At 35.0% G+C, this 14098-nt stretch carries 14 protein-coding genes; 8 read left to right on the forward strand and 6 right to left on the reverse strand.

Features of this window, described 5'->3' with window-relative positions:
• Window positions 1-104: 104 nt before the first annotated feature.
• The 6 genes from BUE84_RS00890 to pth all read left to right on the forward strand — a co-directional run bounded on the left by BUE84_RS00890 (window position 105) and on the right by pth (window position 5202).
• Window positions 105-926: a hypothetical protein gene (locus BUE84_RS00890; protein WP_079240133.1), complete on the forward strand. Its 822-nt coding sequence runs from the start codon at window positions 105-107 to the stop codon at window positions 924-926.
• Entirely contained in the window at window positions 926-1747 is an 822-nt protein-coding gene (locus BUE84_RS00895) for a hypothetical protein (RefSeq protein WP_079240134.1), read from the forward strand. The genes BUE84_RS00890 and BUE84_RS00895 overlap by 1 nt, the downstream gene beginning before the upstream one ends.
• A gap of 7 nt (window positions 1748-1754) precedes the next feature.
• Window positions 1755-2492: a hypothetical protein gene (locus tag BUE84_RS00900; RefSeq protein WP_079240135.1), complete on the forward strand. Its 738-nt coding sequence runs from the start codon at window positions 1755-1757 to the stop codon at window positions 2490-2492.
• 152 nt (window positions 2493-2644) lie between these two features.
• Complete coding sequence (locus BUE84_RS00905; protein WP_079240136.1) at window positions 2645-3520, forward strand: hypothetical protein; 876 nt, start codon at window positions 2645-2647, stop codon at window positions 3518-3520.
• 99 nt (window positions 3521-3619) lie between these two features.
• Complete coding sequence (locus tag BUE84_RS00910; protein WP_079240137.1) at window positions 3620-4552, forward strand: hypothetical protein; 933 nt, start codon at window positions 3620-3622, stop codon at window positions 4550-4552.
• Between the two features lie 86 nt (window positions 4553-4638).
• Window positions 4639-5202 carry an aminoacyl-tRNA hydrolase gene (pth, locus tag BUE84_RS00915; protein ID WP_079240138.1) on the forward strand — a complete coding sequence of 188 codons (564 nt, stop codon included), beginning with the start codon at window positions 4639-4641 and terminating at the stop codon, window positions 5200-5202.
• Between the two features lie 95 nt (window positions 5203-5297).
• On the opposite strand, the gene BUE84_RS00920 is transcribed toward pth, so the two are convergent.
• From BUE84_RS00920 to BUE84_RS00940, 5 genes are all read right to left on the reverse strand, one after another.
• Window positions 5298-6224, reverse strand: a complete 927-nt coding sequence (locus tag BUE84_RS00920; protein WP_079240139.1) for a hypothetical protein — start codon at window positions 6222-6224, stop codon at window positions 5298-5300.
• Between the two features lie 240 nt (window positions 6225-6464).
• The gene (locus BUE84_RS00925) at window positions 6465-7100 is read right to left on the reverse strand and encodes a carbonic anhydrase (protein ID WP_034691487.1); all 636 of its coding nucleotides are present in this window, start codon (window positions 7098-7100) and stop codon (window positions 6465-6467) included.
• A 51-nt stretch (window positions 7101-7151) separates the two neighbouring features.
• Complete coding sequence (locus BUE84_RS00930; protein ID WP_079240140.1) at window positions 7152-8744, reverse strand: SulP family inorganic anion transporter; 1593 nt, start codon at window positions 8742-8744, stop codon at window positions 7152-7154.
• A 145-nt stretch (window positions 8745-8889) separates the two neighbouring features.
• Window positions 8890-9189 (reverse strand): hypothetical protein, encoded by a 300-nt coding sequence (locus BUE84_RS00935; RefSeq protein WP_047427346.1) that lies wholly within the window; start codon window positions 9187-9189, stop codon window positions 8890-8892.
• Between the two features lie 21 nt (window positions 9190-9210).
• Entirely contained in the window at window positions 9211-9879 is a 669-nt protein-coding gene (locus BUE84_RS00940) for a carbonic anhydrase (RefSeq protein ID WP_079240141.1), read from the reverse strand.
• 377 nt (window positions 9880-10256) lie between these two features.
• Between BUE84_RS00940 and BUE84_RS00945 the strand changes: the two genes are divergently transcribed.
• Complete coding sequence (locus tag BUE84_RS00945; RefSeq protein WP_079240142.1) at window positions 10257-11384, forward strand: helix-turn-helix domain-containing protein; 1128 nt, start codon at window positions 10257-10259, stop codon at window positions 11382-11384.
• Between the two features lie 135 nt (window positions 11385-11519).
• Window positions 11520-12131, forward strand: a complete 612-nt coding sequence (locus BUE84_RS00950) for a DUF2306 domain-containing protein (protein ID WP_079240143.1) — start codon at window positions 11520-11522, stop codon at window positions 12129-12131.
• Between the two features lie 4 nt (window positions 12132-12135).
• Here the strand turns inward: BUE84_RS00950 and BUE84_RS00955 are convergent, their stop codons facing one another.
• Window positions 12136-13629: a phosphoethanolamine transferase gene (locus BUE84_RS00955; RefSeq protein ID WP_079240144.1), complete on the reverse strand. Its 1494-nt coding sequence runs from the start codon at window positions 13627-13629 to the stop codon at window positions 12136-12138.
• Window positions 13630-14098: the final 469 nt, after the last annotated feature.

Raw genomic sequence — 14098 nt, forward strand, 5'->3', positions numbered from 1 at the left:
TTAGTATTATTAATTCTATGCTCTAATGTGTTTATTTCTATGGGTTTATAGATGTATAACTGGAATTTTTTGGACTTTGTTGCTTAACTTTGCAGTCCTTAATTATGAAAACAATTATACATTGCTGCGTGGCAGGACTTTTTTCGTTCTACGCTAACGCACAGGTGGGAATAGGTACTGCAAAACCGAAATCTGTTCTTGATGTGAACGGAAAAACCACCTTAAGAAAAGAACTTAGAGTAGGCGGGACTTCAACTCAGGCTGGAAATGCCGGGTTAAACGGCCAGGTTTTGGTTTCTCAGGGTGAGGGTTTACCTCCTGTGTGGAAATCTTTGAATGTTTCCTTTATGGAAGAGGGACAGTATAAGCTGATTAATTCTTATCTGTCGTCTGATCAGTTAGGGGTTACCTCTCTTTCTAATGGAGTTGCCGGGGATAATATCTATACAAGCAAAGTGGGAGATAATGTCACTGATGTAGCTAAAGGTAACTGGAAAAAGATTGATGGTCTTAATAATTCATTTACAATCAAAAACGGGAAAAACAGGATCACTTATCAGTTTCAGTCAGGTATTGAAATGAAAGCACAGTCATCTACCACTATAGAAAGTGTCAGATTTGCCTGTGGTGTTTTCAGAAACGGTTTATTGGTGGCTGTACGTCCGGATAGGATCGCTACGAATAACAACAGTGGAAAAAATGGTCTTCAGGACTATATCTTTACCCTCAATTATACGGAACAGAATGTCCCTGTAGGGGTTCATAATATTGAAATTGCATGCCGAAAGATTGATACTTCAAATTCCACTTCAGAATTTTCAATCGGAAGTAATGTACAGTCTTCAAGTGGAGTATCCAGTTCGTTTACTTTGGAATCTACCATGAAAATGGATGTTATCGAATACGTGAGCTATAAAACTAACTAATGATGAAAAAACTATTATCAACACTGCTTTTTAGCATAGGACTTTTGGCAACAGCTCAGGTAGGAATAAAAACAGATACCCCAAAAGCACAGCTTGATGTAAACGGAGATGCCAACTTCAGAAATAAGATTGGTATTTTTAATGCCACAGATAATACCGTATTTCAGGGAAATAATGATCAGCTTTTGGTTTCCAGAGGTGAGGGTTTTGCTCCCATCTGGAAATCCCTTCGTATTCCTGAATATGAACCGAATAAATTTTATCTGATCTACAACAACTCCTTTTCAGATAAAGTAGGAGTTACATTTACCTCTTCAGAAGATTCTACGATAGGTTTCGCTTCAAGAGGGGCAACTTTTACCAAAGGAAAAGAACTTAACAGTCTTCCGGGTTTTAAAAAAATTACGAATCTTTCAAAGACGATCAGTGTATTCAGTACTCAAAGTAAGGCTTACTTCCAGTTCGAAACAGTGGTTCAGGCTGACTTTGGAGCAGTAGGAACAGTAGATACTTCAATAGATTATGCTTGTGGTATTTTTGTAGATGGTAAACTGGTGAACCTGAGACAAAGGAATTTAAAGGCAATTACCAGTACACATCCGTTTCTTACCCATACTCAGATCGGGATTGTAGATAATCTTGCTAAAGGAGATCATACGGTAGACGTTGCCTGTACAAGATTGGGCTCTTACGGAGCTTCCAGCAATAAACTTTCGATAGGAATTAATGGATATACTAACATTAATGACTTTATTGCACAGTCTTCTCTAAAAGTTGATGTATATGAAGTTCCAGAAGTGTTTAACACAATTATAAACTAAGCAGGTCATGAAAAAAATACTATTTGTAACATCACTTCTTTTGGCTGTTATAGTAACTGCACAAGTGGGAATTAATACTCCTAATCCAACGAATATGCTGGATGTAAATGGAGATCTGAATATTGGAAAAGAATTAAGAACAGGAGGTACTGATGTACTGAAAGGGTCTGCCGGAACAGCAGGTGATATCCTGCATAATAATACAGATTTAAACACCAATGACTGGAAAGCGATAAAAATTGCTGACGGGCAGGGAAGTATGTCTGTATTTTCAATAAATACGGTTTCAGACAAGACCGGAGTTAGTTTTTCAGGAAATAATGGTTCAACTAATCCTTACGGTGACGGAGATCCGTTAAATGCGAATTGGTCTGTACTTACAGGAACAATGGATACTTTCTCTGTGACCAATCAAACGAATAAAGCTACTTTTTCGTTTCAGACAACAGTACAGAAAACAGGCTCCAATTCTGCAAGTTTTGCCTGTGGGGTATTTGTAGACGATGTGTTGAGAGCAGTAAGAACTGATGTATTGCTTGGAGATCCAGGAGCATACAAAATTTTTAATCTTAATGCAACACTGACTAATCTTATGCCTAAAAATGATTATAAAGTTAAAGTTGCCTGTACAAAAAGAGCTATTTCCGGATCGACACTTGGAGTAGGAACTGCGGTGAATACTACCTTCCTCAATAGTGATATGTCACAGTCTGTTTTGACAACATCGATATTGCAACCTTATTAATTTTCATCATAATACAATAATAGGAAATCTAAAAACGTTATGTTTTTAGATTTTTTTTGTTTATTAAGTCTATTTCTTGTGAATTTGTTCAGATAAAGTAAAGTGTATTATCGAAAATTGAATTATATTTGGACAAGCTAAAAAAATTCTATATGGTAAAAAACTATTTTTTTAAAATATTTGCCGGTATTGCTTTTCTTGGGCTGCTGACAGCATGTAATACTACCTCAGATCCCACAGAATCCATCCCGAATCCTGATGAAGGAACTCCTCCTAAAAAGATTTTAACGAAGGTAAGCTCGAATAATATTTCTCAGGAAGACTATACTACAACCGCTGTAACCGGAGATCTGCAGACTGCTGTCTCTAAAGATGAATCTTTTGCCGGAACTGCTTATTATACAGGAACTGTAACGTATACCAATAAAAATATCACTAAAATTAAATATGTAAGTTCAGCGGCATCCAGCCTTGCTTATGAATTTAATATTGTTCCTGATGCTACAGGTAAAAAGATTTATAATGCTACTTCTACAGCAACGGGGGCAACTCCATCTGCTTCTGTTGTAAGCGACTATACATTTACGTATGATCCGGTTAACAGCAGACTTACCAAAATTCTTGAGAAGAGAAAAGAAGCAGGCATCAGTGCCTATAACAAATTCATTGATTATTCTTTTGTGTATAATGGAGAAAATGTGATTCAGGTCGTTCGCTCCAAAGGTCTGCTGGATATCAACGGAAACCCGAATATGAGTACGGCGGTAATAAGCAAGTTTAGTTTTCAAAACTATGATGCTCAGAAAAGCCCATATTCTACACTGTCATCAGTGTATTTCATCACACGAAGTCTGATCGATCCTGCTCAATTCTATAAAATATCTCCGAACAATCCTACTTCTATGTTTATAGAATTGCCATCACCAGCTACTCCTGTTAATACTTCTCAAAGTTATTCTTATGATAATCAAGGGTATGTGGTTGTTGAAAAAAATCAGAATGTAACTTTTACCTATAAAAACTTATAGAAGAAATAGAGTTATTAATCTTACCAGAATATAAATAATAATCTAATTTTTAGGCAAAAAAAAATTATATTTGTCAAAAAAATAATCAATTACAAGGAAATGAAGCAAATTTTCTATTTTATTTTACTAATCGCAGGTTTTTCCTCAATACATTCCTGCAAAGACATGCTGGATGAGGATGGAAATCCATTGTTGGATCTTAACAATACAGGAGGCTTAAGCGGTCCCAGAGCATTATACAGAGAAATTACAGATAAAGATACTATCGCAGAATATCAGTACAGCGGGCTTCTTGTGACTAAAGTAATCACAGACAGTGCTTCCATCACTGATATTATGTACAGTGGTGATAAAATCAGCCAGATTAATTTCAATGGTTTCCTTGATCTAGATGGAAACGGAAAACTGGATAAAGACAGTGTATCATACACTCAATTGTTCACTTATGCAAACAATAACAAACTGCAGCTGATTTCTGAAAGTCGTTCAATTTTCAGAAGGCCTCCGCCAGTACCACCGGCAACTACTCCCGGACCACAGACATTACTGAAAAAAGAGAAAACTGCTTATCAGGTTAAATACAGTACTGCTACAGGAAAACTGGATTCAATCATTATGAGAAACGGACCGGATGTTCCAGGAGCTCCGCTTAACTTCACAGATTATTCTAAAACAGGTTATACCTATGTAGGAGACAATGTATCTAAAGTAGTAAGATACTATGGAACAATGACTGGTGGATCGTTTGGTGCTGTTACCGGAAAATATAGCTACGAATACTATGCTTATGATGACCAGGTAAGCCCATTCACATTGCTGCCACACGTATATAAAATTTCAAGATTATTATCTACGGTAATTAATGATAAAGAAAGTCTTATCTTATCTCCAAACAACCCTAAGAGATGGTCGGTAACAGATCTTACACCACCCATCCCAACACCGATAGTGAAGAGTACTAATTACGTTTATGATCCTCAGACTTACATGACAAAAGGATATGGCGTTAATTACATCTATAAACCACAATAGAAGATTTTTTTAACAATATTCAAACTCAATCTTTCCTAAGATTGAGTTTTTTATTTTTTATCCCTTAATTTTGCAAAAAATTTCTGATGAAATATTTAATTGTCGGGCTTGGTAATAAAGGCTCAGAATATGAAAATACACGACATAATATAGGTTTTAAAGTAGCTGAAAAAATAGCTGAAACTCTCGAAGTATCATTCAATACCTCCAACTTTGGCTGGCTGGCTGAAGGAAAGCACAAGGGCAGAAAAGTTTTTGTTCTTAAACCGGATACTTACATGAACCTTTCTGGTAATGCAGTGAAATACTGGATGCAGAAGGAAAATATTCCCTTGGAAAATGTACTGATTGTTACCGATGATCTGGCTTTACCTTTCGGAACTTTAAGAATGAAAGGAAAGGGCTCTGATGCGGGGCATAACGGACTTAAAAATATCAATGAAGTATTGCAGACTCAGAACTATGCAAGGCTGCGTTTTGGCATCTCTGCTGATTTTTCTGCCGGAAGACAGGTAGATTATGTTCTTGGAACGTGGAATGAAGAAGAAACAGAAAAACTTTCGGAGAGAATTGAAACTTTTTCCAAGGCAAGTCTTTCTTTCGTATTTGCTGGATTGAATAATACAATGTCTGCATTTAACGGGAAATAATTTCTAATTAGGATAAAGAAGCTCTGAAATTAAAATATAGTTTATCATATTGAATGACTGCCTTATTATTGAGGCAGTCATTTATTTATGTACTTCTAAAATTTTTCTGCTGGTTTTATAATTAATTTATCATCTTTCCTGATAAACAATATCCATATCCAAGGAATAAATGATAATAAATAGGATAGAATAATGTTCTCCATAAATATTTCATTTGCTGCAGGGTTTGTTTGAAACTCAGATATCGCCTGATTAATTGTAAGCCCTTGTTTTACCAATAAAGCAATTACAGTGATAACATTGGCTATAAATATGCTTACAATATTTGTGAAGAAGATAATATATCTTGTCAGTTTTCCACGAAATCCTTTGAAATAATCATAGCCTAAAAAACCAAGAAGTGCAATAACAAATGCCATTCCTGAGGAAATACCTCCTAAATATACAGCAAGTAAGACCCAAAGTATAATGGCAGGAATTGAAAAAAGAATGGCTCCTAAAAATCCTGCCAGATAATTTTTCTCTTTTGAAATTCTTGTCTTTTCAATTTCATAGAATTTATCATCTGTCTGTTTAAAACAATGATCACAAAGGAGTACACCAGTATGGTTAAGGTCGTAATAGTGAATACCTTCATTTGTTTCACAGCTATGACAATGGTTTTGTTCTGGTATGTTCAGTTTTTTTAGTAGATCAGCCATAAAGTCAAACAGTGTATAAACAGTTCTGATTTTAGTAGGCATTATATTTTCAGTGAATTTGAAAAAAATAGTATTTTCTCTAATTTCAAAGAGGGTAAATCTTAATCTTTTTCTGTTTCCTGTTAACTCTGTTTTGATTTGTTGCCTTTGTTCCTCGGTTAAATTGCCGGTTGTTACTGAAACATATTTGTATTGAGGAGTATGTATTATACTTGCGTCTGAAACATTGAAAAAATAGCCTTTGTAAAGTCCGAATACCTTATGATTTGTTTTATGCCATCCAAGGTCTCTGCCTATTTTTTTTGCTTTGGGAAAAATCATACTTTTTTGAGTTTGTAGTTATGGTTTGTGAGAGTGTTTTCTCAGCGGCACTGAATTTATAATTATTTTTCGATAATGAAAGCAAACCATTTTAAAATTGAAATATATTGCTGTTTAAGCCAGTTCAAGATAGGTTTATAATTATCTTATTTTATGATGTATATATAATAAAAAATAAATGCCACCGGATTCCGATGGCATTTTCTGTAAATTATAATTGAAATGTAATGAAGTTACTTCTTATAACCAGGTTACTGCACCTGTCTCAACATCATAATTTGCTCCAACAATTTTAATTTTACCCTCTGCTTCAAGATTTTTAAGTGTTGAACTTTGCTTACGGATATCTTCAATCGCACTTTTTACGTTTTGATGATTAAGCCTTTCCAGAAGTGAGCTGTTTTTTGATGAGCGTTCTTCGTTCTCTTCAATGATCTCATTGATGATAGGGTTGAAATGATTGATAAGATGGTTCAGGTTATCCATTCCCAGCCCTTCAATTTGTGCCGCGTCAAGACCTCCTTTCAAAGCTCCGCATTTCGTGTGTCCTAGCACTACGATAAGCTTAGAACCGGCAACGTTACAACCGAATTCCATAGACCCTAAAATGTCTTGATTAACAAAATTACCAGCAATTCTAATACTGAATACATCTCCTAATCCCTGATCAAAGATAAGCTCTGCAGAAGTACGGCTGTCTATACAGCTTAAAACTACTGCAAAAGGCCATTGTCCTTCGCGGGTAGCATTCACTTGCTCAAGAAGGTCTCTGTTTGCCTTAAGGTTATTTACAAATCTCTGGTTTCCCTCTTTTAAGAATTCTAATGCTTTCTCAGGAGTAATAGTTGACTGTGTTTCGTATGTATGTGCTTTCATATTTTTATTGTTTTCGAATTTAAAGTTAAAAAAATTAATTAATTATTGGGATTACATAGCTCTTTTGTGAGTAACCAAAATATGGGAATCCTCACTTCTTTCGTAATCTCTGTATGAAGTTTTAAAACCTATAAGCTCTACATTGATATCCTGTTCCTTTGCACGGATATTGGCAAAGTCCTGAATCATTTCCAATACATCGGTGGCAATGTAGGAAGTGCTTTTCGCATCAATAATGACTGTAGAGTTGGGTTTTATATTTTTAAGTGTTTTTTTGATGGCTGCCTTATTTAAAAATGATACTTCTTCAGCCAGCTTGATATTGATCCCATCAGCGTCATCCAGCCTTTCTCTGCTTAAATAGTAAGCTCTTTTCATATTTCCCTGAAGGATATAGAAAACGGAGATGGTAAGACCAATTCCTACACCTTTTAACAGGTCTGTTGCCACTACAGCTACCACGGTTGCTACAAACGGTATAAACTGGAATTTTCCCAAGTGCCAGAAATGTTTGAATGTAGCTGGCTTTGCCAATTTATATCCCACTAAAATTAATACCGCAGCTAATGTTGCTAATGGAATTAAATTTAAAATAACAGGAATTGAAAGCACACAGATCAATAAAAAGACTCCATGAATAATAGAGGAAATTTTAGAGGTTGCTCCGGCATTGGCATTGGCAGAACTTCTTACCACTACAGAAGTCATCGGAAGACCACCAATAAATGAACTGATAAGGTTTCCTATTCCCTGAGCTTTAAGTTCAAGATTGGTATCTGTAATTCTTCTCTGTCTGTCTAAACGGTCCGAAGCTTCAATACAAAGTAACGTTTCAATAGAAGCTACAATGGCAATCGTTGCTCCTACAATCCATACTTTAGGATTGGTGAATCCATTAAAGTCCGGAGTTGTAATCAGGTTTTTAAAATCATCAAAAGTCTGCGGAACCGGTAAAGAAACCAAATGCTGGGTTTCGATAGCCAGAGAACTTCCGGACATCTTAAAGAGTTGATTCAAAAGGATACTTACAATTACTGCCACCAATGCTCCCGGAAGCATTTTCATCCTTTTCAGTACGTGGATTTTGTCCCATGCAATAAGGATGGCTACAGAAATTAAAGTAATAACAATGGCTCCCGGATGAATAGCTCCGAATAATTCTGTAAAATATCCGAAATTCAGGCCGTTATCAAAAATAGATTCGTGACCTTCATAATCTTTATCAAATCCTAATGCATGTGGAATCTGTTTTAAAATAATAATGATTCCTATGGCTGCCAGCATTCCTTCAATGACGTTATTCGGGAAATAGTTGGAAATACTTCCGGCTCTTACAAACCCTAAAACCAATTGAATAAGTCCTGCAATAATCCCTGCGCAAAGGAAAAGTTCGAATGCGCCAAGATCTGTTATTGCTGTTAAAACGATAGCTGTCAGACCCGCTGCAGGTCCTGATACTGAAATATTTGAATTACTGATTGTTCCTACTACCAGGCCGCCTACGATACCGGAAATAATACCGGATAATGGGGGAGCACCTGATGCTAAAGCAATTCCTAAACACAACGGAAGTGCTACTAAAAATACCACGAGTCCTGAAGGAAAATTTTCCTTGATTCCTCCTATTAATGATGTCTTTTTCATAATGTGAAGCTGTAAGGTATAACCGGCTTATCTGTTTTTAGATAAGTCTATTATAAAAAGTTGAAAAAAATAATTTTTAAAGTACATGCGTATCCGATATCAAAAATGATATGGAAATAGTATCAAAAAAATCTAACTATAGGAGTTACGCTTCCGGAGGAGGAGAAAATATAGTAAGTAAAGGTGAAAGATGAAAAGAATCATCAATCAGAACAAAAGACACGCCCTGAACATCAGGTTCGGAAAACTTCAGATAATCGAATACATCTAAAGGTTTCGGAATCGTCTTTTCGTAAACAATGAATGAGGATGGGTGAGAATGTGGCTCTTCTTCATTGATTATTATATTCGTTCTCGCAATATCCCAGCCTGCAACTGCAGCAATGCCTGGCAGCGCTGTGAAATTGAGAAAAAACGTTAATACAATAATACTCCAGAATTTCATTTTACCTTCTTTTTAGAAAAACTACTTGGTCTTTCTGCTCATTACCCAATCAGAACCTGTAAGATTATAAATCTTTTGGATGTCTTTTAAGATTTTCTCAAAATCAATCTCCAGATCAATGATTTTACCTGTTCTAAGGTCAAATACCCAGCCGTGAACAATAGGATACTCTTCTAAAATGTATCTTTCCTGTACACAGGCCATTTTGATGACGTTGATGCACTGCTCCTGAACATTAAGTTCTACAAGTCTGTCATAACGCTTGTTTTCGTCCTGAATAGAATCCAGTTCTGCCTGATGTAATCTGTAAACATCACGGATGGTTCTCAGCCATGGATTCAATAATCCCAGATCCTGAGGAGTCATCGCTGCTTTTACACCACCACAGTTGTAATGTCCACAAACAATAATGTGTTTTACTTTCAGATGTTCTACAGCGTATTGAATAACTGCTGTGGAACTCATATCTAAAGTATTAACCACATTGGCAATGTTTCTGTAAACAAACACCTCTCCAGGTTTGGCTCCCATCAATTCTTCTGCGGTAGCTCTGCTATCTGAACATCCTATATAAAGATAGTCCGGATGCTGAGTTTTGGCAAGTTCATGGAAGAAATTTGGATCTTCAGCTACTTTGGACTCTACCCATTTTTTATTGTTTTCGAAAATAACCTCGTACGATTGTGACATAATTTTAAAATTTATAATTATTTATTTCGTTTAAATTATTTCCAAAATCAATAGACCAAATCAATAATTGTGCAAAAATATACTTTTTGTTAAACAATTAATCACTTTTAACAAAGTTTAATATTAAAATATGCTTAAAATCATATCTAATTTTCCGATATGCTTTGCCTTACCGTTATTGGAATCTATAAGGAAATCCAAACGTTTAAAAAAACTAGGATAAAATTACGAAGTATAAATTAAAATTTGAGATTTGTGAATTAAAATATTCTTAATTATTTATCGGTTCATGAATGTATTGGATTTGAGTTTAAAAAAAATCATCGAAATATATCAGAAAATGAATAATTTAAAGGTCTGATAAATCTATTCATTGAATGTCTGATTTTGGGTTGCCATCTTTACCATCCTTATTTTATCTGGCAGGAGTTTTTATTGCCTGTTTTTCTTCTCTTTTGATTCTGGGGAAACGCAAAAAAATAAAGGCAGATTATGTACTGGCAGTTTGGTTTTTGATTATAGGAATACATCTTATATTATTTATGCTGTTTTTTTCCGGCAGCTATGTGAAGTATCCTTATTTTCTTGGTTTTGAAGTGATCTTTCCCTTTATTCACGGGCCAATGCTGTATGTATATGTTCTGTGTGTAACAGGAAGAAATCCTGGTGTGAAGACAGCGTTGCTGCATGGTATTCCTGTTCTGATGATCTGTATATTGTTATCTCCACTTCTGATGTTGTCTCCCTGGGATAAGCTTGCTTCTTATCAGAATGGGAATAACGGGTGTAAATCATTAAGTAAGGTCATTAAATATCTTATGATCTTATCAGGAATTGTATATGTTGTTCTAAGCCTTCTTGCTGTCAGGAAATATACGAAAGGAATATCCAGCCAATACTCAAATACTGAGAAAATTAATCTGAACTGGTTGTATTATCTTATTGCAGGTATCGCTTTCATATGGATTGCTGTCGTTATTAGAAATGATATTCTTATTTTTTCCATTGTTGTTCTATTTATTGTAGTGGCGGCTTACTTTGGAATCAGTCGGGTGGGGATTTTGGATCTGCCTGTTAGTATTGATATGACAGAGGATAAGGAACATGATCATGAAATGGTAAAATATCAGAAAAATTCTCCGGGTGATGAGGCCATACAATCTATTTATGAAAAGCTCGTGTATAAAATGGAACACGAAAAACTATATAAAGACCCGGAACTTAATCTGAATAATATTGCCAAAGTATTAGAGATTCACCCTAATGTATTGTCTCAGGTCATTAATTCTATGGAGCAGAAAAATTTTTATGATTATATCAACAGACAGCGTATTGAAGAATTTAAACGGACTGTAATACTTCAGGAAAATCAAAAATATACGATTCTTTCATTGGCTTTTGAATGTGGATTCAATTCTAAAACTTCTTTCAACAGAAATTTTAAAAAATACATGAATTGCTCGCCAACAGAATTTTTAAAAAGCCAAAGCATTCATATGGAATGATTTATTGTTGGTATTTCTGGTTGGTAATTTGTAAACGATTTATTACTAGTGATTTATAAATAGGTTCCACCTTTCATTTTGGAACAGTTGACACTTTTATAATGCTCATTTTTACAAAAAATTAAATTGACAACTATGAAAAAGTTACTGTTTGTAATAATGGGTATTTTGGCATTACTTATCGGATTATATCCTTTTATTTACGCTTTTGTAGAACATAAATATACCTTTCTGGGTTCAAAATCATCAGAAGTTCTCCATAATGTTATCTGGAAATCTGCCTTTTTCTCTCATATTATTTTTGGTGGGCTGGCACTTTTTATTGGCTGGTCTCAGTTTGGGAAATCATTCCGCAATAAAAATATCAGGGTGCATCGCATCATTGGGAAGCTCTATGTGATTGCAGTGGTTATTAGCTCTGTTTCGGCTGTTTATATGGGTTTTTATGCTAATGGCGGATTAATTTCATCGGCAGGGTTTATCAGTTTGGGATTAATCTGGCTGGTGACCACTCTTGCAGCGGTTATACAGATCAGAAAAGGGAATGTCGGTAAACATCAGCAATTCATGACCTATAGTTATGCCTGCACCTTTGCTGCAGTGACACTGAGGCTATGGTATCCTCTGCTGACAAAGATTACTGGAGATGCTGAAAGCTCTTATATTGCAGTAGCATGGCTGTGTTGGATTCCCAATCTGCTAATGGCCTATTTTATTAATACAAAAACGGTTGCAATTTCAGAATAATATTCTATTCCGGCAGTTGATTATACTCCATACTCTTCATCTCTAAGTTCAAATACTTATTTCCTTCATTTTTATAGTGTTGAGGAGCTTCCAGTCCCATATATTTCATGATCAGAGGATAGATATAAGTAGTTTGGGTCTGTTGGGATTCATGTCCGGTAATTCTGTAGTTTGCCGGAACTTTGTCTCCAAACCATACAAAAAACGGTACCTGAGTAGATTCTTTAGAGTCTACGTGCAATAATTTGTCTCCTTGTATTTTAAGGCCATGATCTGAAGCATAAATTACCACAGAATTAGTGTTCTTCAGCGTTTTGAAAATATTGTTGAAAACATAATCCGTGTATTTGATAGAACTGTCATAGCAGTTAAGATCTCCGGAATTCCAGTTAGGAGGAAGTCTGTTACATGGGTTTGGATGGCTTCCCATAATGTGAAGAACTACAAATTTATTCTCTTTCTTCTGTATTACATTTTTGAGCTCAGGAACAATTACTTCATCATAGCCGTTTACCCACTTTTTATTTTTAGACATGGAAGCGATGGCTGTAATCCCTCTTGCGCTAGCCTGTGTACTGAGCCAGAAAGAATTGTATCCGCTTTGATTGGCAAGATTGATGATATTGTAAGAAAGTTTATCATAACGATATCTGAATTCATCCGGATGAATGCTGGATAACATTAATGGGACACTCAGGTTGGTAATTCCTGCAGGAGAAACAGCATGATCAAAAATCATCATGTTTTCAGCCTGTTGATCTGTATAAGGAGTTGTTTTTTTAGAATAGCCATACAGGGACATATTTTGCTTTCTTTCTGATTCTCCGATGATAAGAATTACATTTTCTATTCCAGGCTGTATTTTTTTGATATTGAAAACCGGAATATTCTTTTTTATTGCGTTAATATCTCTCTGTATATTCAAAGCGGTATTGAAATCGGATAAATGATAGTATACATTCTTAATCATCCTGCCTCCTCCTTTATTGCTTACATAGGTATGTTTAAGGTGGTATCCGAATGGTAAAATAAGCCACAGTAATGCAATAATAATAAATTTAGCATCAACTTTAACTACATTTTCTTTAAGGTAATTCACAGAGTATACTACCATTCCCAGAAAAACGAAAAATAAGATGACCGGAAGAATAAACATATAAGACATGCTCATGGCTTCATCCGGATTAGACTCAAGAATACTGATGGCCATTCCTACATTAAATCCGGAATGATAAATAAGAAAACATGATACTGAGATCAGAAAGTTAATGCTTAATAATAAACAGAGAATAACAGCAATGACAGTTGTATATTTATTCTTAAAAAGAAGCGCATTGAATACCAGAAACGAAGAAAACATAATTCCATACTCAAAAATATTCCGGATACTGTCTATTTTTTCAGCCCCAAAGAGATTATCAAAGATATAAGGGAATGAAATCAAAAACCCCGTTAGGTATATTATAATGAGAAGAATGGGAACTATTTTTTTGAACATGGTTGTGGGTGTCTGGGCTGTTAAGATAAATGTTATATCATCTTCCTCTTAGAGTTTCCGGAAGAGTCTGCCGAATATCAGAATCATGGAGTGCATGAAAAGAATTACTATCAGATAATAATTCCCAAATGTTATAGATATTGCATCAACTCAAAAAAGAAACTTTTGAAGATAAATTGTTGTGGTTTAGAGCGGTATGTCTTTTTCCGCTTTATAGAGTTGATTGCGTAGGTAGGAATGGGGGCACTTGGGTCATATTTTTTTTCATCAAAAATTATTTTAAAAAATTAATAATAAGTCTGGGTTGTGTTTTTAATATTAAGCGATTTTTTTCAGAACAAGTGTATTGAATGATTGGAATCATCCGGATAATAAAATGTGATATTTTATATAAAGTTGGATGATTGTGGATTATTTTTAATCAAATAATACAATTTTTTCAAATGTACATGAAATTAGCGAAAAATAC

It is taken from the genome of Chryseobacterium indologenes, from assembly GCF_002025665.1.
Taxonomy (GTDB): Bacteria; Bacteroidota; Bacteroidia; order Flavobacteriales; family Weeksellaceae; genus Chryseobacterium; species Chryseobacterium metallicongregator.